General features: G+C 63.6%; 16 protein-coding genes and 1 pseudogene. 12 read left to right on the top strand and 5 right to left on the bottom strand.

Features of this window, described 5'->3' with window-relative positions; translation table 11 throughout:
* Positions 1-297 precede the first annotated feature (297 nt).
* The 4 genes from VMA74_RS19840 (at position 298) to VMA74_RS19825 (ending at position 5,409) form a co-directional block, all read left to right on the top strand.
* A complete protein-coding gene (locus tag VMA74_RS19840) occupies positions 298-1,533 on the top strand; it encodes a parallel beta-helix domain-containing protein (protein ID WP_325370162.1) in 1,236 nt (411 codons plus the stop codon).
* Positions 1,534-1,544: 11 nt separating this feature from the next.
* On the top strand, positions 1,545-2,723 hold the full coding sequence (locus tag VMA74_RS19835) for an SO2930 family diheme c-type cytochrome (RefSeq protein WP_325370160.1): 1,179 nt from the start codon (positions 1,545-1,547) through the stop codon (positions 2,721-2,723).
* A 69-nt stretch (positions 2,724-2,792) separates the two neighbouring features.
* Complete coding sequence (locus VMA74_RS19830) at positions 2,793-4,208, top strand: coniferyl aldehyde dehydrogenase (protein WP_325370158.1); 1,416 nt, start codon at positions 2,793-2,795, stop codon at positions 4,206-4,208.
* Positions 4,209-4,287: 79 nt separating this feature from the next.
* Entirely contained in the window at positions 4,288-5,409 is a 1,122-nt protein-coding gene (locus VMA74_RS19825) for a hypothetical protein (protein ID WP_325370156.1), read from the top strand.
* Positions 5,410-5,480: 71 nt separating this feature from the next.
* Here the strand turns inward: VMA74_RS19825 and VMA74_RS19820 are convergent, their stop codons facing one another.
* Positions 5,481-6,896 carry an OmpP1/FadL family transporter gene (locus VMA74_RS19820; RefSeq protein ID WP_325370154.1) on the bottom strand — a complete coding sequence of 472 codons (1,416 nt, stop codon included), beginning with the start codon at positions 6,894-6,896 and terminating at the stop codon, positions 5,481-5,483.
* A 386-nt stretch (positions 6,897-7,282) separates the two neighbouring features.
* On the opposite strand from VMA74_RS19820, the gene VMA74_RS19815 reads away from it, so the two are divergent.
* Positions 7,283-7,576: a YcgL domain-containing protein gene (locus VMA74_RS19815; RefSeq protein WP_325370152.1), complete on the top strand. Its 294-nt coding sequence runs from the start codon at positions 7,283-7,285 to the stop codon at positions 7,574-7,576.
* A 69-nt stretch (positions 7,577-7,645) separates the two neighbouring features.
* Positions 7,646-11,089, top strand: a complete 3,444-nt coding sequence (locus VMA74_RS19810) for an ankyrin repeat domain-containing protein (RefSeq protein ID WP_325370150.1) — start codon at positions 7,646-7,648, stop codon at positions 11,087-11,089.
* Here the strand turns inward: VMA74_RS19810 and VMA74_RS19805 are convergent, their stop codons facing one another.
* Together VMA74_RS19805 and VMA74_RS19800 are read right to left on the bottom strand one after the other, a co-directional pair.
* Positions 11,090-12,160 (bottom strand): glycosyltransferase family 9 protein, encoded by a 1,071-nt coding sequence (locus tag VMA74_RS19805; RefSeq protein ID WP_325370148.1) that lies wholly within the window; start codon positions 12,158-12,160, stop codon positions 11,090-11,092.
* Positions 12,161-12,277: 117 nt separating this feature from the next.
* The gene (locus VMA74_RS19800; RefSeq protein WP_325370146.1) at positions 12,278-14,137 is read right to left on the bottom strand and encodes a monovalent cation:proton antiporter-2 (CPA2) family protein; all 1,860 of its coding nucleotides are present in this window, start codon (positions 14,135-14,137) and stop codon (positions 12,278-12,280) included.
* 105 nt (positions 14,138-14,242) lie between these two features.
* Between VMA74_RS19800 and VMA74_RS19795 the strand changes: the two genes are divergently transcribed.
* On the top strand, positions 14,243-15,028 hold the full coding sequence (locus VMA74_RS19795) for a glutaminyl-peptide cyclotransferase (RefSeq protein ID WP_325370144.1): 786 nt from the start codon (positions 14,243-14,245) through the stop codon (positions 15,026-15,028).
* On the opposite strand, the gene VMA74_RS19790 is transcribed toward VMA74_RS19795, so the two are convergent.
* A complete protein-coding gene (locus VMA74_RS19790; protein WP_325370141.1) occupies positions 15,029-15,898 on the bottom strand; it encodes a LysR substrate-binding domain-containing protein in 870 nt (289 codons plus the stop codon).
* A gap of 111 nt (positions 15,899-16,009) precedes the next feature.
* On the opposite strand from VMA74_RS19790, the gene VMA74_RS19785 reads away from it, so the two are divergent.
* The gene (locus VMA74_RS19785) at positions 16,010-16,570 is read left to right on the top strand and encodes a DUF4865 family protein (RefSeq protein ID WP_325370164.1); all 561 of its coding nucleotides are present in this window, start codon (positions 16,010-16,012) and stop codon (positions 16,568-16,570) included.
* 18 nt (positions 16,571-16,588) lie between these two features.
* A complete protein-coding gene (locus VMA74_RS19780; RefSeq protein ID WP_325370139.1) occupies positions 16,589-16,969 on the top strand; it encodes a tautomerase family protein in 381 nt (126 codons plus the stop codon).
* 23 nt (positions 16,970-16,992) lie between these two features.
* Here VMA74_RS19780 and hemB read toward each other — a convergent pair whose 3' ends face one another.
* Complete coding sequence (gene hemB / locus VMA74_RS19775) at positions 16,993-17,982, bottom strand: porphobilinogen synthase (RefSeq protein WP_325370137.1); 990 nt, start codon at positions 17,980-17,982, stop codon at positions 16,993-16,995.
* 214 nt (positions 17,983-18,196) lie between these two features.
* Here hemB and VMA74_RS19770 point away from each other — a divergent pair, with 214 nt between their 5' ends.
* The 3 genes and pseudogenes from VMA74_RS19770 to VMA74_RS19760 all read left to right on the top strand — a co-directional run.
* Positions 18,197-19,723, top strand: coding sequence for a S53 family peptidase (locus tag VMA74_RS19770; protein WP_325370135.1), 1,527 nt, complete (start codon positions 18,197-18,199; stop codon positions 19,721-19,723).
* Between the two features lie 143 nt (positions 19,724-19,866).
* Positions 19,867-20,880, top strand: coding sequence for a glucokinase (glk, locus tag VMA74_RS19765; protein ID WP_325370133.1), 1,014 nt, complete (start codon positions 19,867-19,869; stop codon positions 20,878-20,880).
* Between the two features lie 87 nt (positions 20,881-20,967).
* Positions 20,968-21,042, top strand: a pseudogene (locus VMA74_RS19760) (HAD family hydrolase); the annotation flags it as partial.

Genomic DNA, 21,042 nt, shown 5'->3' with positions numbered 1-21,042 from the left:
CGCATGTCCAAACCAGCGCTCAACCAAACGAGTGCGCATGCCCGGCCCTCTCTATCGTTGATGGATGCTCAAGATAAAGAGGTGCCTCAAGCCGAAGTAGCGATATCTCGGCAAGACAGGCTTGAAGGCACATCAACACTTGCACACCCAGCGTAAGGTGCGGCGACAGGCATGCCGCGCCCCAGACTGGCCGATTTGCCCCCCGCCCCCCGTTCCTTTTGCCCTCCCCGCTTCGACCCAGCTTGGAGGACAGTGCACAGGTAAGCGCTCGCAATGGCGCAAGGGGAGACATGTCGCATGCGCAAGCTCTGCATCCTGGTCGCTATGTCGTTGCTGCTGCCTGCCTGCGGGCGTCATGAGAACGCCACGCAAAGCCAGAACGACGCCTCCTTCGAGAGCAAGCTGGAACAGCAGCTGCTGGACGCCAAGCCCGGCAGCGTGATCGACATACCGTCGGGCCACTACGCACTCAAGCGTGGCCTCAGCCTGCGCACGAATGGCGTCACCCTTCGTGGCGCGGGCATGGACAAAACGGTGCTGTCGTTCAAAGGGCAAATCGTCGGCCCGGAGGGCCTGCTGGTAAATGCCGACGACTTCACCATCGAAAACCTCGCCATCGAAGATACGATGGGCGACGCGTTGAAGATCAACCAGGGCAAGAACATCACCATTCACGGCGTGCGTATCGCATGGACCGATGGCCCCAACAGCAGCAATGGCGCCTACGGCCTGTATCCGGTGAAGACGCAGAACGTGCTGGTGGAAGACTCGGTGGTGATCGGCGCCTCGGATGCCGGCATCTACGTGGGGCAATCGAACAACATCGTCGTGCGGCGCAATCGCGCCGAGCAGAACGTCGCCGGGATCGAGATCGAGAACTCGGTCAATGCCGACGTGTACGACAACATCGCTACGAAAAACACCGGTGGCATCCTGGTGTTCAACATGCCCAATCTTTCGCAGGCCGGTCACGCCACGCGGGTGTTCCAGAACAAGGTGTTCGACAACAACACCGCCAACTTCGCCAAGAAGGGCGCCGCCGTGGCCAGCGTACCGGCCGGCTCCGGCGTGGTGGTGAATGCCAACGACAAGGTGGAGATCTTCGATAACGACATCGCCGACAACCAAACCGCGAATGTGATCATCTCCAGCTATTTCTCCACCAACTATTACAACAAGCTCGGCGTCGCGGCCGATTACAACCCGTATCCGAAAGGCATCTACGTCTACGGCAACCGCTTCAAGGGTGGCGGCAGTTCGCCGGATGGCCTCAAGCTCAAAACACTCAAAGCTGCCGTCTACGGCATCAACGGGCATTTCCCTGACGTGTTGTGGGACGGCTATGCCGACCCCAAGGCTCAGGCGGGTGGGCTGACGTGGCCGGACGATCGCATCTGCATCCAGGATGCGAGCGGCGTGCTCGATGCCGACGGCCCGCACGGCTACAAGAATCCGAGCACCGACAGCAAACCTTTCCAATGCAGCCTGCCGAAACTGCCGCCAGTGGTGCTGAATCCGGAACCGAAAGTCTGAGAGCCTTGCCGATGTCGATAAAGCCGTGGATGCGCCAATGCTTGTTATGGACCGCACTGCTGTGCCTGAGCGCGTGCCAGCACGGCATGCAGCCGGTCGCTTTTCAAGAAGACGGCTATCCGCCCAAGCTCAGCGACTGGCATGTGGTGGAAGCGCGCGATGGCATGCTGCAGTTGAACGAAGGCGTCGTGCCCTATGATCTCAACACACCGCTGTTTACCGACTACGCGCACAAGCTGCGCACCATCTGGATGCCCAAGGGCGTGGCCGCCAAGTACAGCTCGACGGAAACCTTCGATTTTCCGGTCGGCACGATCATCAGCAAGACGTTCTTCTATCCATTGCCCAAAGGCGCCGCGCGCAACGCTACGGACGTGGCGCGCACGTATGACACGCACCGTGATTTTGCCGCCCCGGGACAAGGCCTGGCGCTGGCCAACGTGCATCTGGTCGAAACGCGCCTGCTGGTGCGGCGAAAGGACGGCTGGGTGGCCATTCCCTACGTGTGGAACGCAACGCAGACCGACGCGATGCTCGCCCGCACTGGCGACATCCAGGCGCTGACCCTGGTCAGCGACGACGGTGAGCGCGAAAACTTCAATTATGTAGTGCCGGATCAAAGCCAGTGCGCAAGCTGCCACGCGCACGACTGGACCACGCGCGCACTGCAACCGATCGGGCCGAAGGCGCGCCATCTCAATCGCGACTATCGCTATGCCGGTGGCGATGAAAACGAACTCACCCATCTGGTGCGCGTCGGTTATCTCACTGGTGCACCGGCACCGAAGGATGCGCCACGCAATGCCAACTGGATGGATACGCACGCCTCGCTGGACGCACGTGCGCGCGCCTACCTGGATATCAATTGCGGCCACTGCCACAACCCGAAAGGGGCGGCCAACACCACCGGGCTGACGCTGGACATCCATACACCTGAGGACCGTCATCTCGGTATCTGCAAGCCGCCGACTGCGGCCGGACAAGGCACCGGCGATCACCTGTTCGACATCGTGCCGGGCCATCCGGATGATTCGATAGTGCCTTACCGCCTTGCTTCCACCGAACCGGGCACCATGATGCCGGAGATCGGACGCAGTACCGTGCACAAGGAAGGCCTAGCCTTGATCAAGGCCTGGATTGCGGCGCAAGCGGGAGCATGCGTGGTCTTGCATGGTTTAGCTTCTTCTTAGCGGAAGAAGCCCGACGATGCATCGCCGGGCACTGCGCACCCACGAAGAAACATGACGAGCGAATTGCGGATGAACCAACCTGACCGGCTCGACCTCAACGTAGAACTGCAACGCCTGCGTACCGTGCAGGCGCACGATCCGCTGCCGGACTGGCCAACGCGCGCACGCCGCCTGCGCACCTTGGAAGCGCTCGTCAGCCAGCATCGTGCCGAGATCGCCGCAGCCATCAACGCGGATTTCGGCTGCCGTCCATGCGAGGAAACCGACCTGCTGGAAGTGTTTCCCAGCCTGTCGGCCATCCGCCATGCACTGCGCCACGGGCGCCGTTGGATGAAGCCCAGGCGCGGCATGGCCAGCCTGGCCTTCCTGCCGGCAGGCATCGAAGTTCGCCCGCAGCCACTCGGCGTGGTCGGCATCATCGTGCCGTGGAACTATCCGCTGTTTCTCGCGGTGGGACCGTTGGTGGATGCGCTTGCTGCAGGCAATCGCGTCATGATCAAGATGAGCGAGTACACGCCACGCTTTTCGCAGCTTTTTGCCGAACTGACCGCGCGTCATTTCCAAGCGGATGAAGTGCTCGTGGTCAATGGCGATGCCGCCGTAGCGCAAGCGTTTGCCGCGCTACCGTTCGACCATCTGCTATTCACCGGCTCGACGGCCGTCGGCCATCACGTGATGCGCTCGGCTGCCGCCCATCTCACGCCGGTCACGCTGGAACTGGGCGGCAAGTCGCCCGCCATCATCGGCCCCGGCGCTCGTTTCGAGCATGCGGTGGAGCGCATCCTGATCGGCAAGCTGATCAATGCCGGGCAAACCTGCATTGCGCCCGACTATGTGCTGCTGCCGCGCGCGGACGTGACGCGTTTCGTCGCTGCGGCGAAGGCGATCACCGCGCGCCTGTATCCCGATCTCGCCAACAACCGGCAATACGCCAGCATCGCCACCGATCGCCACTATCATCGCCTGGCAGATTTGCGTGATAACGCGGTGAACGCCGGTGCGCGCAGCGAAAAACTGAGCGACCTGGCGGATCGTCCCGAACAACGCATGCTCACACCCACCTTGCTGCTCGACACCCGCGACGACATGTCGATCATGCAGGAAGAAATTTTTGGCCCGCTGCTGCCGCTGGTGCCTTACGACACACTCGACCAGGCCATCGACTACGTCAAAGCTCATCCCCACCCGCTCGCGCTCTACTTGTTCGAACAGGAGCAGGCGCACATCGACCAAGTACTTGCGCACACGCATGCCGGCGGTGTGACGCTAAACGACACGATCTACCACATCGCTCAGCATCGACTCCCGTTCGGCGGCGTGGGGCCATCGGGCATGGGCGGTTATCATGGCGAAGCAGGTTTTCGTACCTTCTCGCACATGAAACCGGTCTTCCGGCAGGCCCGCCTCAATGGTGTGCGACTGTTCAATCCGCCGTATGGCAAGCGCTTTCGGCAATTACTTGAGATTCTGCTGCGCAGGGGCTAGACCTGCATCTTTCAACTCGACGATTTAACACAGCTCGGCTAGGGTAATCGGCACTCACGCATCTGCAGGTGCCAGCGCCATGTCGTACGAGCAACCCAACGTGCAATCGGCCGCCGTGATCGCGATGCATCTGGTCGACATCGCTGATGCGATCGACCTGTCCCGCGTCGAAGCATTATGGGCGCAGCAACAGCGCCCGGCCAGCGTACGCAGCAAGCTTGAAAGCACACCGCCTAAAGCGATGGCGTTCGGCGTGCCGCCGGTAGTCTTGACGCTCGATGAGCTTGAACTGCCATGGCTCGGCAACACCTATCGCGCCCAAGCCACGGTCAGGCTGTACGATTTTGGCGCGGCGGCCTTTTCGGTGCAGATTCCGGTGACGTCTTGCAGTTGGACGTCCTTTTCGCAGCTGGCGAACGCGGTGGATGCACTGCTGGGTCCGTCGGCCGACAGCACCGTTTGGAAGCAACTGCTGGAACATGTCCGCGCGGCCTTGCTGCCGGCCTTGCTCAGGCCCAGCCCGGCTTCGTTGCATGAGGATTACCTGCTAGGCATCGTGCACGCCTTCGACGAGGCCATACCTGTGGGCTCGATGCACGAGCGCATCGATCTGGTACCGCTGCTTTCGGGCGAGCAGCGCCCCTTGTCGGAACAGGCGCGCAGGGATTTGTTGCAGCAACGATTTTCTTACTACGCCGACGATCTGGTGGTGCTTACCTGGGACCGCGCCTTCATCTACGAACCGCGCGGCGATTCCGACGTGATCGACATTCTCGAGGTCGCCAATGCGCAGTTGCTGGAAATGCGCTTTTACGACGAGTTGCTCGACGCCGAGTTGCCGCGCATGTACGACATGGTCGAGGCCGCCTACCATGCCGGCAATCCGCTAGGGGCGCGGCACTTCGCCGACCTGGCGCGCAAGCTGTACACGCTGGTGGCGGAGGTGACCGAAATTACCGAAAAGGTGGATAACGCCCTGCAGGTCACCGAAGACGTCTACCTGGCACGCGTGTACACCTCGGCGCTGGATCTGTTCCGCGTGCGTCACGTCAGCGCGGCCGTGGACCGTAAGCTGTCGATCATCCGGGATACGTATGCCGCGCTTTACGAAGAAGCTTCCGGTAAACGCGCGGAGTTGCTGGAACTGGCGATCATCGTATTGATCGTGGTGGAAATCGTCATCGCGATCATTCGGCGCTGAGCCTTCGCGCTACCAGAAAAAAGCCCCGGGAACCTGCGCTCCCGGGGCTTTGTGTTTGCATAAATCGCCGGTCAGAATTTGTAGATGGCCGACAGCGCGAACAGGTTGCCGGCATCGTCGAACGAGCCGGTGAGCACGTCGCCGGTGGCGCTTACGGCGCCATTGACCGCTGCACGGTTCACGAAGATGTGGGCATACGAGGCATTGATCGAGAAGTGCTCGGTCGCCTTGTAACCCAAGCCGACCGACAGCAGCTTGCGGGTTTCGTCGGGCACGCGCGGCTCGCGATAGGCAGCCGTGGTCGGCGTGGTGTCGTAGCCGAGGCCGGAGCGCAAGGTCAGCTTGTCGGTAAGGTAGTAATCGCCGCCGAACGCGAAGTACCACGAGTTGTGCCAATTGAAATTCTGCACGGTCTGCGGTTGCGTCGGGTTGGCATAGTTCACCGTGAGGTTCTTGAACACATCCCACTCGGTCCAGGACACGTCTGCGCCGAAGCCGAACTTGTCTTCCTGATGCCAGTAGCTGGCGGTGGCTTCGGCCGGGGTGGTGAACAGCGCGGTACCGTCGGTGTGCTGGAACGGCAACGTGCTGGGGGTCAGGCCCAGCGCCGGCGCCAGCTGACCTACCAGCGCCGAGACGTTGTCCGGCACATTGAAGTTGGCGGTGCCATGCAGGCGATGGCTGATCTTGGAGCGGTAATTGAAGGAGAGCCGATCCTGCGCGGTGGGCTTCCAGTAGGTGCCAAGCTGCCAGCCCCATGCCCAGCTGCTGCCGCTGACGCGGGCCAGGCCGTCGGAACCGGGCGGCACCAACGCGTAGACCTCGTTCACCGGCAGGTTCAGCTGAGTGCCGGGACCCGCCAGGCCAAGGGCCACGCTGGAGAAATTGATCGCCTGGGTCAGCGTGGCGCTGGTGTGCTGGGCGATGGCGCTGCCACCGATGCTGAGGTTGTCGGTGACGTCGAACGAAGCCGACATCGTGCCGTCCAGCGATTCGAACTTGGAGTAGATTGAATTGTAGCGGCCCACCCAGTTGTTGTCGTAGGTGGTCTTGAAGCCAAACGGCACAGTCACCGAGGCACCGAGGTGCAGGCGATCGGTCACCTGGGTGGCGAAGAAGAATGAAGGCACTGGCATGGTGGTACCGGCGTCGCCACCGTTGCCGCCACTGATTGGGCTGCCCAACGCATCGTGGGCACTGCCGGTGAAGTTGGCGCTGAAGTTGATGGCGGTGACGTCAGCTTCGAAGTAAGTGCCCTTCAAGTCGCTCATCGCCGCCGGAGCATTGGCCACCACGGAAACGTCGCCACCGGCCGTCGCGGAGCCGGCATACGCGCGCCCCATGGCCTGCGCGCTGTCTTCCTTCAGCTGAAAGGAACTGGCACGTGCCTGCTGCGGCGCTGCCAGGGCGCCGGCGATAGCCAGACCCAGCGCGGCCAAAGCGAGCGGACGGCCACCACGGACGGTGTTACGAAAGGACGTGTGCATTGGATGCTCCTGCTTTTCTTTTGGTGACGAGTCCGGCCCGGAAGGCCGGGGTCTTGCCGGAAGGCTGCATACCTCCGGCGGCTCGGTTCGTAGCGGGGCCGAACAAAATTTCATACGCGCGTTTGATACCCCTGGCGGGCACTCTGCCGATTCAGGCACGCGGGTGCAAGTGCGGTTGCAACATGGCTGGCTAGCCGTTTTTGCGGAATCGCTTGGCCGCGAAACCCTAAGGATGCTCTGATTGATCCACCGCAGACCGCTGCGGCCTACGCTGAATTGATCAGAGCATCCTAAATTTCGCGCAACGCGCGCTGCCCTGTTTCCCCCTTCTTTTATTCCCTCCCTGCTAACCTTCCGCCCCCACACGATTTTCCGCGGGCATAGCCATGCATTGCTTCGTCTACGCCAGCCAGCGCAAGGCCGATACCTATTTGTGGTTGGATCGCAAAGACCATTTCGACGTGCTGCCTGCATCGCTTTCATTGCTGCTGGGCGAATTGCGTTTCGTACTCGAAGTGGAGCTGCATCCGGAACGCCGCCTGCCGCATGAAGACGTCGAAGTGGTGATGGAGCATTTGCATACGCAAGGCTGGCATCTGCAATTGCCGCCACAGGAAACACTGGCCACACCCACCGGTGCGCAGGAGCATCTGCTGGAACCCAGGCGTCAGGACGAATGACCTTGTCGCCGAGTGGTTGTTAACAACAGATTACCGTCTGACGCTTTATCGGTTTCTATACTCCCCCGCATGCCTACAAATAAACCGCGCCGCCCCTCCTCCGCGCTTATCTCGCTCGTCTGGTTCCTGCCCGGGTGGCTTTGCGCCGGCATGGCTGCGCTGGGCGCACATCCGATCACGCTGATTCCGCTGCTGCTGGCCAATACGCTGACCATGGCGGCGGTATGCCATGCGATCGGTTTTGATCCGGAGCCGGATTTCCTGCGCACGGTGGTTCGCCGCGGCGGGGCGCATCTGACCATGTTCACGTGCTACGTCGCACTGGTGTTTCTGTTGGTGGCCTGGCCGATGTTGCGGCTCACCCAACACCCGACCTTGGGCGGCAGCCTGATGCTGGCAGCGGCCTTGGTGGTGGCCTTGGTAGCGCTGTGGCGCCTGTGGCCGGCGTTTGCGCTGGCGTATGTCTGGGATGATGCCTATCCGGCCCACGGCCAGGGCGAGGGCTCCTGGTTATTCACCGCGACGGCGCGCAGCATGGCCTTTGGCCGCCATCTTTCGCGCGAAGAGCATTTCTTCAGCCATTTCCTGCCGAGTGCGCTGGCTTTGCTGATCCTGGCCTTCGCCGCCATTGCACTGAGCGGCCTTTACGGCGTGCTGCCATCGGAAATGCGCACCGCCGCGCTGGTGCTGTATGCCGTGCTGCTAGTGCCGCTGGGCTGCCTGGTCATCGCCAACCGCAGCTTGCGCGTGATGTTGTGCGAAAGCCGCCGTCCGCGCCGGCAAGAGCAGGCGGGCCAGGAAAAAGCGCAATCCGCCCCCCCCGCGCCTGCACCACTGAGCGAACAGGAACGTACCGCCGGCACGCCAGAGCAAGTACAGGCCCTGCTCACCGCTGCGCGCAGCGGTGATATCGCGCGTGCGCTTGCGCTGGTGGAAGCCGGCGCTGATCCGAACGCCGCACCCGCCGCGGGAGATCGCGACCAGCGTCCGGTGCTGATGCTGGCCGCACTATTGCCGGACACGCGCCTGCTGCGTGCGTTGATCGCCAAAGGCGCCGACGTGAATCGCACCAGCTGCGGCCTTACCCCCTTGCTTGCCGCGACGCGCGACAGCTGGCACGGCCGCGCCGAAGCCGTGATGACACTGCTGACCAATGGTGCCAATCCGCTTGCCGCGGATGCCGATGGCAACACGCCCCTGCATGGCGCCGTGCTCAGCGGCGAACCCAATGTGGCAGCGATGCTGCTGGATGCAGGGGCTGCGATCGATGCGCTCAACACGCATGGCGAAACGCCGCTCTCCATCGCCTGCCGCGCCGCCAACTGGCCGCTGGCGCGTTTCCTGCTCGAACGCGGCGCCAAGACCATGCTGGCCCATGGCGAGCCGGCGCTGGTTGCCGCAGCCGGTATTGCCGACGACGATGTCGCCGGCGTGAAGATGCTGCTGAAACACCGCGCCGCCGTGAATGCCGTCGACGCGCGCCAGCGCAGCGCGCTGATGGTGGCGGCGGCCGAAGGGCATGAACAGATTGCGCGCGCCCTGTGCACCGCCGGTGCCGAGGTCAACCTGGCCGATCAGCATGGCAGCACCGCCTTGATGGAAGCTGCGCGCGCCGGCGCCGCAGGCGTGATGGCACTGCTCGCCGATGCCCAGGCGGATGCCAGCGCACGCGACCAGCACGGCCGCGACGCGCTCACGCTTGCCTGCCAGTCGCCCCACGCCCAGGTGGAAACCGTGCGCGCACTACTCGCACTCGGCGCGGATCCCAAGGCGCCGGGCAGCGATGGCCGCAGCGCGCTCGACCACGCCGCCGCCAGTGGCCGCTGGGATCTGGTGGCACTGCTCGATCCGGAAACCCCGCTACCCGCCAGCCTCGATCTGGAAGCCATCTCCGAAGGCGCAGACACCCCCGCGCATCTGCTCGATGCCCTGCGCTTCGGCCATTGGGCGATCGTGTCCAGCTTTGCCACGCGTGTACGCGACTGGCCGCAGGCACAACTCGCTCCGCTATTTCTGGAACTGACCGAACCCGGCTTGCGGATGGCGCGGCGATGGCTGCTCGACCGCGGGCTGTCGGCGGAAGCCCGCCTGCAACCCCAGCTGATCGACGAATTCGAGAGCGAACATCCCACGCTGCCGCCGCTCGGCCAGCGCCTGTTCGACGCCTTGCTCGCACGGTTGCCGGGCAGCGCCGAGGCCCTTCAGGATCTGCTCGATGCTGGCGCCAGCCCTGCCGGTGCGGGCCTGTTCGCGCAGCTGCTGAGCCGACTGCCGGAGCCGTCCTCCCCGTTACCACTGACACTGCTCGAACGTGGCGCCGATCCGTTCGGCACCGATGAACGGGAGCGCACGCCGCTGTATCTGGCGGCGGCCAACGGTCAGCTTGGCGTGCTGCAGGCACTGCTGGCGCGCGGCTGCGATCCCAACCAGCGTGACGCCAACGGACGCACGCCGCTCTTTGCCGCGCTGGAACACGGTGCCGATGCGCTGCCGCTGGTACGTGCGCTGGTCGCCCATGGTGCTGACGCGGAAGCGATGGATGCCAATGGCGAAACGCCGCTCGGCCTCGCCCTGGAACATCCGGCGCTGGAACGCTGGCTCGACTGGAACGGTTGGCAGCGTCCACGTCGCCCGCTGCGTGACGATGATCTGATCCGCGCCGCCAAGCAGGGGGCCGACACCGCGGTACGCCGCCTGCTGGAGCTCGGCTTTCCCGTCGATGCGCGCGATGCGCAAGGCGCCACACCACTGCTGCATGCCTGCGGTGCCGGCCATCGCGACGTCGCCGCCGTGCTGATCGATGCCGGTGCGGATATCACCGCAAGCGCCAGCAACGGTATGACCCCGCTCGCCGCCGCGGTCGCCGCACGACGCGAAGCCCTGGTGGCGCTGCTGCTCGAACGCGGCGCCGCCGTGGATCAACGTCTCCCGAACGAGGCCACGGCACTGATGATCGCCGCCGTGCAGGGCTATCCCGACATTGCCGAGCAACTGCTCGATGCCGGTGCCGACGCCAATGCCGTCGATGCACGTGGCCACAGCGCGCTGCATGCGGCGTCACAGTTCGGCTTTGAGCAGAGCGACAGCTTGCGCGCGCGCCGCTTGTTCGATGTGCTGTTGAAGCGCAAGGCCGATCCGAACCTGGCTGACAGCGAAGGCAAGACCGCATTGCTCCTGCTGCTCGGTGCGCATCTACGGCCTGGCAGCGAGTGCGATGCCACGCACATCGGTGCGCTGCTGCCCGCCCTGCTCGACGCCGGAGCGCGTATCGAGCATGCCGACCAACGCGGTGTTACCGCCCTCCACGCCTGCGCCATGCATGCCTTGTTGCCACCTGCGCGCGTGCTGCTCGCACGCGGGGCGGACCGCAACGCTGCGGATGCGTTTGGGCGCACCGCTGCCGACGTGGCGAGGCACCTGGGCCTGATCGACATTGCCCACGAACTGGCCGCGCGCCACAGCGTCATCCCCAGCGTGCGGCAAACCTTGCGGCAACCTGCGCAGCCGGATTGATCAAAGAACCCGGTTTTCGGCCGCGCGCAGCGGCAAGGCATGCCACGCATCGATCACCTGTTCCGGCGTGATCGCATCGACACGCGTACTGGCAGGCGGGCCGCCCAACACCTGCACGGCGTCCGGCACCTGGCTGCGCGGACGCCAATGGCTGGGCGAGACGGAACCGAACATCACCACCAGCGGACATCCCATGGCCGCCGCCAGATGCGCGGGACCGGTATCGACGGAAATCATGCTGTGCGCCATCGCCAATAGCGCACGCATGCGCGGCAGCGGCAATTCACGCGCGACGACTTCCACGTCGGGCTGTGCCATCGCGGCGCGAATGGTTTCCAGATAGCCGTATTCCGCAGGCGATCCGCACAGCAATACGCGCGCTTGCGGCAGCTGGATGCGAATCGCCGCCACCACGCCTGCCCAGTTTTCAAGCGGCCACGACTTGTCGTCGTCGCTGGCTTTGCGCACGCCATGCCAACGCATGGTGCGCTTGTTCGCCGGCTGCAGCAGCACCAGCGGATGGCCGGCCAGGCCTCGCGCGGCCAGCCACCGATCGCAATCGGCACGCTCGGCAGCGCTGACGACGAACGCGGGCACGGGGCTGGTGGTGCTTGCCGCCTTCGCAAACCGATCCGCAAACGCAGGCGGCGTGCTATCGGCCAGTTGCAGCAGGTGTTCGATCCAATGGCCGCCGGGCGCCAAGGGAATATCGTTGAGATACACGCAATGGCGGTCGGGAATGCCCGCCAACTTCAGTAGCAGCCGAATACGCTCCAATGAGCGCGGCTGCGGTTCGCACACGTAGACCGGCACGTGGCGCATGCGTCGCAGTGCAGCGATCGCACGCCATTGTTCGAGACTCAGCGACAACGGGCGATGATGGGAGCGCAACGCGATCACGTCGGCGACGTCGGGCTGCCCGCGATAGAGATCGAGCGCATAACCACCGGCTGCCAGCAGCGTGCAGGGCGCGCCATAGCGCGCGTGCAATCGGCGCAACAGGGGTTGCAGCAGCAAGGTATCGCCGAGGCGGCCGAAGCGGATGACGAGTGGCTGAAAAGGTATCGGCATGCGAAAAAGCAGTGAGCACTCGCCAAGGGATTCACAGCCGGCAAGCATGCTTGCCGGCCGCTTACGGGAAACTTACCGTACTTTCTTGCTATCGCGCTGCAGGCTGACAAATACGGCTCATGCGTTGCCCGTGCCGCGGTCTTCGTTGCCCGCCACCAGGGGCGTATCGGCATCGGGTCCTTTTTTCCGAGGCGGCGGGGTCTGCGCATCCGCCTCGAACAGCCGGTTGAGGTCGTCCAAGGCTTCGCGCGTGGTCTGCACCAGCTTGGCTTCGTCGTCGTAGACCAGGTATTGCGCCTTGAGCAGTTCGGCGTCCTTGCGGCGGAAGCGTTCCACTTCTTCGGTGGCCTGTTCCGCACTCAGGCCCAGCGCCTCGAGCGTCTTGCGGCTCATTTTCAGGCTGGAGAAAAATGTTTCGCGTACCGGCTCTTCGATGCCCAGGTCCATCAATCGCCATACGTGCTGGCGATTGCGTGCGCGCGCAACGATCTTCAAATGCGGGTACTGGCGGCGCACCACGCGCGCCACGCGCAACGCCGATTCTGGATCGTCCGTGGCGAGCACGAACACCTCGGCCTTGTCGGCCTGTGCCGCGCGCAGCAGTTCAGGACGCGCCGGATCGCCATAGAAAATATCCCCGCTGGTGCCGAACCGATTGGCCAGGTCGAGCTGCTCTACCGACTGGTCCAAGGCGATGAAGGGGATTTTCCGCGTGCGCAAGATGCGCGCGACGATCTGGCCCATGCGGCCGTAGCCGGCGATGATCACGCGCGGATGATCCACGGTGATGGTGTCGAACGGGCGCTGTGGGGCCTGCTTTTTCTTGGTCCCGATCAGCTTGGCGGTGATCGCCACCAGCAACGGCGTCAAGCCCATCGAAAGCGTGATCGCAAGCACCAGCACGGCGCCTTGCTGGTCAGCGATCAGCTGTCGCTCCATCGCCTGGCGCAGCACCACGAAGGCAAATTCGCCGCCGCTGGCCAGTAGTACCGACAACCGCAAGGCGTCCACGCGATTGAGGCCGCCAAGCACAACGCCAAGCGGCCACAGCAACAGGCCTTTCACCAGCAAGAGGCCGAAGGTGAGGCCCAGCACGATGAGCGGCGTTTGCAATAGCAGATGGATCTGCATCGACATGCCGACGCTGATGAAGAACAGGCCCAGCAGCAAGCCCTTGAACGGCTCGAGGTTGGATTCCAGCTCGTGGCGGTATTGCGAATCGGCGAGCAGCACACCGGCGAGGAAGGCGCCCAGCGTGACCGAGACGTTGAGCTTTTCCATCAGCAAGGCCGTGCCGAGTACCACCAGCAACGCGGTCGCGGTCGACACGTCGGTCGATTTGGCGCGCGCCACGAAACGGAACACGGGGCGCAGCAGATAGCGGCCGCCGATCACCACCGCGACGATCACCGCCGCCGTACGCGCCACCGCCAGCGGATCGACGCCATGATGCGATGACGTGGAGGCCAGCAGCGGCACTGCCGCAATCAACGGAATCGCGGCCAGGTCCTGGAACAGCAGGATGGCGAAGGATTGCCGGCCATAGGCCGTCGACGCCTCCTTGCGCTCGGCCAGAATCTGCAAGCCGAAGGCGGTGGATGAGAGCGCCAGGCTGCCGCCGACAATCGCTGCCGCATTCGGTGCAAGACCGAACGCATACGCGATGCCGCCCACGGCCAAGCCGCACACCAGCACTTGCAGCAAGCCGGTGCCGAACACGGCGTGGCGCATCACCCATAGGCGCCGCGGCGACAATTCCAGGCCGATCACGAACAGCATCAGCACCACACCGAACTCGGCGATATCGCTGGCACGACCGGGATCAGGCACCAGATGCAGCTCGGCCGGGCCGATCACCACGCCCGCCAACAGATAGCCCAGTACCGCGCCTAAGCGGAAACGCTTGGTGATCGGCACCGCGATCACCGTGGCGAGCAAGAAGATCACCGCCGTTTCCAAAAAATGTTGGCCGCCCATGCCCGCTCCACTGCAAGTTCCTGCGGAGCATTATTCCACGCGCCGACGCGCGGAAGGGATCACGCGGCTGACGCCTTCGCCTGCCGCATGCGATGATCCGGCCCCATGAAACCGATCACTCGCTTGCTCGTCCTAGTCACGCTGATGCTAGCGTCATCCGCCTACGCGCAAACCGGCATACCGATCTACGGTTACCGGGTGGTACACACCTATCCGCACAGCACCAAGGCGTATACGGAAGGCTTGTTCTATCTCGACGGTTATCTTTACGAGAGCACCGGCACGACCGGCGAATCCTTCATCCGCAAGCTGGATCTCAATACCGGCAAGATACTGCAACAGGTCGAGTTGCCGGCGCCCGATTACGGCGAGGGCATCGTGGCGTTCAAGAATCGCCTGATCCAGCTCACCTGGCAATCGCAGCGCGGCTATATCTACGACTTGAAGAGCTTCAAGCGCATCGGCCAGTTCAGCTATCGCGGCGAAGGCTGGGCGCTGACCACCGATGGGCACCGCATCTACATGAGCGATGGCTCCGCGACCCTTCGCGTGCTCGATCCGCAAACGCTCAAGCAGGTCGGCAAGATCGACGTCACGGCATTGGGCAGCCCGCTGATCAATCTCAACGAGCTGGAGTGGGTAAAAGGGAAAATCTATGCCAATGTGTGGCTGACCCACAACATCGTGCAGATCGATCCGAACAGCGGCAAGGTCACCGGCGTGATCAATCTCACCGGGCTTGCCCCTGATCCGAGCACACTGGCCGATCCCAGCAACGACGTGCTCAACGGCATTGCGTATGACGAAAAGCACGATCGGCTGTTCGTGACCGGCAAGCGCTGGCCATCGATTTACGAGATCAAGCTGACGCCGCCGACATCCGGCCAATGATCAGGCGGCCAGCCGCTGCAAAATAAGTTCGGCCAAGCGCGCGACTGCCGGTGTCGAGTCGGCTTCGCTGCGATACAACGCCAGTCCAAGCTGCGGCAATGCGGGCAACGTCGCTTCTGTTGCGTCCAGCGCGCGCAGGTCGGCGGGAACACCCAGCGGCGTGCGCACGCTGATGCCCAATCCCGCTTTTACCGCCGCCCAGGTGCCGGCCAGGCTCGCGCTGGTGAAGGTGATACGCCAGGCGAGACCGGCTTCATCCAGCGCACGGATGGCGGCGGTGCGCATCAGGCATGGCGCATCCAGCAACACCAGCGGAACCGGCTCGCCGGGTTCATACGGAAGCTGGCCAACCGCGGCATCGATCCAGCGCATCGGCAAGCTCTCAATATGCTGCTTGTGCGATAAGCGAGCCTCCGCTTCCCAGGCCAGCGCAAGATCCAGCCGCCCCGCCTCCAGCGACTCCATCAGCGCGGTATTGCGCGCGATATGCACCTCCACGCGCAGTTTCGGATGTGCACGCTTGAAGCGCCCCAGCACTTCCGGCAGCACGCTTTCGCCGAAGTCTTCCTGCAGGCCAAGCCGCACGCGGCCGTCCAATTGCACCCCGCGCACGGCGCTGGTTGCTTCATCGTTGAGTTCCAGCAAGCGGCGCGCATAGCCGAGCATCACCTCACCCGCTTCGGTCAGCGCCATGCCGCGCCCGGCTTTGCGCAGCAGCGGCGTGCCGGCTTGGTCTTCCAGCTTCTTCAACTGTGCGCTGACGGCGGACGTGGAGCGGCTCAGCCGGCTGGCCGCCTTGGCGAAACTGCCCAGTTCGATACCGGTGACGAAGCTGCGCAGGACGTCCAGGTCGAGATGGATGCGGCTCATATGATCATCCCATTTTTCAGGATTATTGATTCATAAATTCCCGATTTTCAGGAATATGCTGAGCCGCTACGCTGGCCCCGTCAAGCCCGCGAGGAGACCGCCGTGCTTACCATGCAATACCGCATCACCCTGCCCGCCGATTACGACATGGCGATCATCCGCCAACGCATCGCCGATCGCGGGCACCTTACCGACGACTTTCCGCAGCTCGTGTTCAAGGCTTACCTGTATGCGGATCGCAACCAGCCTTACGCTGACGGAAAGGAGAATCGCTATGCACCGTTCTACCTGTGGCGCGACACGAACGGCATGAACGCGTTTCTCGGCGGCGCAGGCTTTGCCGGCGTGATCACTTCGTTCGGGCGCCCGGCGGTGCGTGCAGGATCGGTATGGCATGCGGAAACGGCGCCCGATCTTTCCACCGCCACCTATGCCAGCTGTCAAACCGCCTCGATCACCGAACAGGTGGCGCTGGGTGCCCTGCGCGATGCTGAACAGACTGGCGTTCGCTCGGATATCGAACGTGGCGCCCTCGCCGCTGTCAGCGCCTTCGACCCCAGCGCCTGGACCGTGATGCGCTTTCGCTTGTGGCGCGATGCCGTCCATGCTTCCAGCCAAGGCGTGGACGTCTATCAAGTCGGCCACGTGTCACAGCCATCTGCGAAACATTAGTTCACCAAGGAGCCTCCCATGCCTCTCGTCCGCATTGCATTACGCCGCGGCAAATCCCTCGCGTACATCGCCGCGTTGCGCAACGGCATCTATGCCGCCATGCGCGAAAGTTTCAACGTGCCGGAGAACGATCGCTTCATCCTGGTCAGCCAGCATGAGGCCGAGGAGTTTGATTACGATCCGAACTATCTTGGCATTGCGCGCACCGACGACCTGGTCATCGTGCAGATCGCCTGCAACAACACCCGCACGGTGGCGCAGAAGCAGGCGTTTTATCGGAGCGTGGCGGAGAAGCTGGCAGCCGATCCCGGCGTGCGGCCCGAAGATGTGTTCATCAATTTGCTGGAGACAGCGAAGGAAAACTGGTCGTTCGGCAATGGGCTGGCGCAGTACGCGTGATAGTCGCGTTGGTTGCGTGAGAATTACTCACGCAGCCAGCGCGCCGCGTCGACGGCGTAATAGGTAAGAATCGCATCCGCCCCTGCGCGCTTGAATGCCGTCAGCGTTTCCAGCACCACCGCACGTTCGTTCAACCAGCCGTTCTGCGCCGCCGCCTTCAACATGGCGTATTCGCCGCTCACCTGGTACACGAAAGTGGGCACGCCGAAGGCATCCTTCACGCGGCGCAGCACATCCAGATAGGGCAAGCCCGGCTTCACCATCACCGCATCGGCGCCTTCGGCGATATCCAGCTCCACTTCGCGCAGCGCTTCATCGCTGTTGGCCACGTCCATCTGATACGTGTGCTTGTTGCCCTTGCCTAGATTGGCCGAAGAGCCGACCGCATCGCGGAACGGACCATAGAACGACGAGGCGTACTTGGCCGAATAGGCAAGAATGCGCGTGTGAATGTGGCCGGCGTGTTCCAGCGCGTCGCGGATCGCGCCGATGCGGCCATCCATCATGTCGGAGGGTGCGACGAAATCCATGCCTGCCTCGGCCTGAGCCAGCGACATCTTGATCAGGGCTTCGACGGTGGGCTCGTTCATCACATAGCCGTGTTCGTCGATCAGGCCGTCCTGGCCGTGCGTGGTGTACGGGTCCAGCGCCACGTCGCCGATCAAGCCCAGTGCGGGATACGCCGCTTTCAGTGCGCGCGTGGCACGCTGCATCAAGCCCTGGGGATTCCACGCTTCGGCAGCATCTTCGCTTTTTGCCGAGGCATCCGGCGAGGGAAACAACGCCAATGCGGGAATCCCCAAGCGAACACACTCGCCGGCCAGTTCCAGCACGCCGTCGATCGACAGGCGTTCCACGCCGGGCATCGATGGCACCGCTTCGCGCTTGCCTTCGCCTTCGATCACAAAGGCCACCATGATCAGATCCGAAGGCAGCAGGGTGTGTTCGCGCATCAATACGCGGGAGAAGGCATCGCGACGCATGCGACGCATGCGGATGGCGGGGAAATTCATGAATGGCGTCTCGTGCAAGAACTGCGCCTAGTTTAACGCTGTCATCCGTGACCGCGTTGGCACAGAACGCCGCAAGCACGTGACTCAATAGGTGAGATGCGTTGGCTCAAGAATGAGCACCGCAGTTAAACGCCGAATCGCACATGCGCAGGTTCGACACATGTTGTGTGCCATCTTTGACGGCGCATGTCCCCTCTCACTAAGGAGCTGCATCATGATCCAGCATGCCAAGCGTCCGTCGCATTGGACCTCCCCCAAAGGCATGAAGTACCTGGGCCCGCATGAGGGCGCCGCACCGCTCGACGTGACCCTGGTCATGCGTCGCCGCACCGAGACCGCACCGCCGCCCGCGGAGTGGCCAAGATCACCGCGCTTCCCGCATGGCCAGTTCGGCGAACACTATGGCGCCGATCCGGCCGACATCGAGAGCCTGCGCGGTTTTGCGCACCAGCACGGGCTCACCGAAACCGGCTGCGATGCGCATCGCCGCGTATTGCACTTGCGTGGCACGCCGACCCAGCTTGAGCAGGCGTTCGGGGTCTCGCTGGGCAAGTACCAGCTGGGCGACTGCCAGTTCGTGGGATGTGGCCAGGCGCCCAAGCTGCCGCCCGAAGCCATTGCGGTATTGGGACTGGATCGGCGGCCGGTGGCGCATCCGCATGTGCGGGTGCCCAACGCGCAGCCGAATACGTATTACACCCCGCTGCAGCTGGGCCAGCTGTACAACTTTCCGGCCAACACCGATGGCAGCGGCCAGACCATCGGCATCGTCGAACTGGGCGGCGGCTATACCAGCACCGATCTCAGTCAATACTTTTCGAATTTGGGCATCAGCCAACCGCCCAAGGTCGTGGCTGTTTCGGTGGCCGGCGGACAGAACCAGCCAGGTGGCGGCGACGCCGACATCGAAGTGACGCTGGATATCGAAGTGGCCGGCGCGCTCGCACCCGGCGCCACCCTTGCGGTTTATTTCGCGCCGAACACCGACCAGGGCTTTTACGAAGCCATTTCGCAAGCCGCGCACGACACGACGAACAAGCCTTCGGTGCTCTCGATCAGCTGGGGCGGACCGGAAGACAGCTGGAACAGCCAATCGCGCGATGCCATGGAAACGGCCCTGCAGGATGCGGCAGCGCTTGGTGTGACCGTGGTCACCGCGGCGGGCGACAGCGGTTCCGGGGACGGCGCAAGCGATGGCCAGCCGCACGTGGATTTTCCTTCTTCCAGCCCCTATGCGCTGGCCTGCGGCGGCACCACGCTGACCGCCAATGGGCAGGCCATCCAGAGCGAGGTGGTGTGGAACGAAACGACGTCGAACGATGGCGCCACCGGCGGCGGCGTCAGCATCGAGTATCCGCTACCCAGCTGGCAGCAAAACGCGAAAGTGCCCAACGCACCCAGCGGCAGCACCGGGCGCGGTGTACCGGACGTTTCCGCAAACGCCGATCCCCTGACCGGCTACGAGATACTGGTCGGCGGCCAGTCGCAGGCCGTCGGCGGCACCAGCGCCGCGGCACCGCTGTGGGCGGCATTGATTGCACGGATCAACCAGCAACTGGGTAAGCCGGTCGGCGACGTGCATGCCGCGTTGTACCAGCTCAGCGAAGCTGCATTCCGCGATATCACGCAGGGCAATAACGGCGCGTACCAGGCCGGCCCGGGATGGGATGCCTGCACCGGGCTGGGCAGCCCGAACGGGCAGGCTTTGCTGAGCGCGCTGTCGGCGCAGCAAGCTCACTGAAAACACGAAGCGCCGTCCCGGCTGTGTCCGGGGCGGCGCTCGTGAATTGTTCTCCCAAGCTTGCGCAGAAGAGGCCGTCGCCGATGCTGGACGAATCGGACGACAACGGGCAGTCTTGTCAGGTTCGCTACCCTGGATTGCCCATGGATCGCTCCATCGCCTCCCCCACCTTGCTGGCCGATCTCGGCGGCACCAACGTCCGTTTCGCCCTTGCCGACGCCGCGTCGCCCTCGCCTTTGCTGCTCGATAGCGTGCGGCGCTATCGCGTAAAAGATTTCGACACGCTGGCCGACGCCATGCGCCAATACTTTGCCGACACCGGCCACATCGCCACGCAGTCGATCATCGCCGCCGCCGGACGCATCGCCGACGGCGAGACGGTGAAGATCACCAACAATCCCTGGGCGGTATCCGCGCACGGCCTGCAGCTGGAACTGGGCTTCGAGCGCGTGCGGCTGGTGAACGACTTCGCCGCGCAGGGCATGTCGATTCCGCTGCTCAAACGGGATGAGTTGCAAGCCGTCGGCAAGGTCATGCCGCCGGAGCACAATCACAAATCCACACAGACATTTGTCGTGATGGGGCCGGGCACCGGTCTTGGCGTAGCCGGATTGCTGCTTCGCCATAGCCACTGGATCGTGCTGGAAACCGAAGGTGGCCACTCCGGCTTCGCCGCGCATACCGCCGAGGACGTGGAGATTCTGCATCGCCTCAACGCGCGCTTCGGCCGCGTGTCGAACGAGCGCATGATCTGCGGCAACGGCCTGGTGAATCTCTACCTCGCGCTTGCCGACATCGCTGGACAAGCCGCACAGGCATACACGCCCGAAGACATCACCGCCCGCGCCACCGATGGCAGCGACCCGCTATGCGTGCGCACCGTGGAAACGCTGGCCGGCATTTTCGGCAGCGTGGCCGGCGACCTGGTATTGAGCCTGGGTGGCTGGGACGGCGTGTATCTGACTGGCGGCGTGCTGAAGATCCTGATGCCCTGGCTGCAACGCGGGGGATTCCGCGAACGCTTCGAAGCCAAGGGCCGCTTCCGCGACACCATGGAACACGTGCCGACCATCGCCATCACGCATCCGGAACCGGGTTTGCTGGGCGCAGCAGCGCTGGCCGTGGTGGAAACCGGACGCAGCTTGCCAAACCCATAGCCCCTACGTTCGTCATTCCCGCCAAAGCGGGAGTTTTCATGTGCCTTAACGCGGGAATGACGACCTCAAGCTACAAAGAGGATCGCCATGCCCCGCTCTCACACCGCTTTTCTGTTCGACCTCGACGGCACGCTGATCGACAGCGTGTACCAGCACGTGCTG

The organism is Dyella sp. (assembly GCF_035508675.1).
GTDB lineage: Bacteria > Pseudomonadota > Gammaproteobacteria > Xanthomonadales > Rhodanobacteraceae > Dyella_B.
The sequence above is the reverse complement of the archived record's forward strand: the minus strand, read 5'-3'. Positions and strand labels throughout refer to the sequence as shown.

Excerpts from the sequence above, each read along its gene's own strand:
- VMA74_RS19820 (WP_325370154.1), bottom strand. The coding sequence starts at position 6,896 with ATGCACACGTCCTTTCGTAACACCGTCCGTGGTGGCCGTCCGCTCGCT.
- VMA74_RS19840 (WP_325370162.1), top strand. The coding sequence starts at position 298 with ATGCGCAAGCTCTGCATCCTGGTCGCTATGTCGTTGCTGCTGCCTGCC.
- VMA74_RS19810 (WP_325370150.1), top strand. The coding sequence starts at position 7,646 with ATGCCTACAAATAAACCGCGCCGCCCCTCCTCCGCGCTTATCTCGCTC.
- VMA74_RS19785 (WP_325370164.1), top strand. The coding sequence starts at position 16,010 with ATGCAATACCGCATCACCCTGCCCGCCGATTACGACATGGCGATCATC.
- VMA74_RS19825 (WP_325370156.1), top strand. The coding sequence starts at position 4,288 with ATGTCGTACGAGCAACCCAACGTGCAATCGGCCGCCGTGATCGCGATG.
- VMA74_RS19770 (WP_325370135.1), top strand. The coding sequence starts at position 18,197 with ATGATCCAGCATGCCAAGCGTCCGTCGCATTGGACCTCCCCCAAAGGC.
- VMA74_RS19805 (WP_325370148.1), bottom strand. The coding sequence starts at position 12,160 with ATGCCGATACCTTTTCAGCCACTCGTCATCCGCTTCGGCCGCCTCGGC.
- VMA74_RS19780 (WP_325370139.1), top strand. The coding sequence starts at position 16,589 with ATGCCTCTCGTCCGCATTGCATTACGCCGCGGCAAATCCCTCGCGTAC.
- VMA74_RS19795 (WP_325370144.1), top strand. The coding sequence starts at position 14,243 with ATGAAACCGATCACTCGCTTGCTCGTCCTAGTCACGCTGATGCTAGCG.
- glk (WP_325370133.1), top strand. The coding sequence starts at position 19,867 with ATGGATCGCTCCATCGCCTCCCCCACCTTGCTGGCCGATCTCGGCGGC.
- VMA74_RS19800 (WP_325370146.1), bottom strand. The coding sequence starts at position 14,137 with ATGGGCGGCCAACATTTTTTGGAAACGGCGGTGATCTTCTTGCTCGCC.
- hemB (WP_325370137.1), bottom strand. The coding sequence starts at position 17,982 with ATGAATTTCCCCGCCATCCGCATGCGTCGCATGCGTCGCGATGCCTTC.
- VMA74_RS19815 (WP_325370152.1), top strand. The coding sequence starts at position 7,283 with ATGCATTGCTTCGTCTACGCCAGCCAGCGCAAGGCCGATACCTATTTG.
- VMA74_RS19830 (WP_325370158.1), top strand. The coding sequence starts at position 2,793 with ATGAACCAACCTGACCGGCTCGACCTCAACGTAGAACTGCAACGCCTG.
- VMA74_RS19790 (WP_325370141.1), bottom strand. The coding sequence starts at position 15,898 with ATGAGCCGCATCCATCTCGACCTGGACGTCCTGCGCAGCTTCGTCACC.
- VMA74_RS19835 (WP_325370160.1), top strand. The coding sequence starts at position 1,545 with ATGTCGATAAAGCCGTGGATGCGCCAATGCTTGTTATGGACCGCACTG.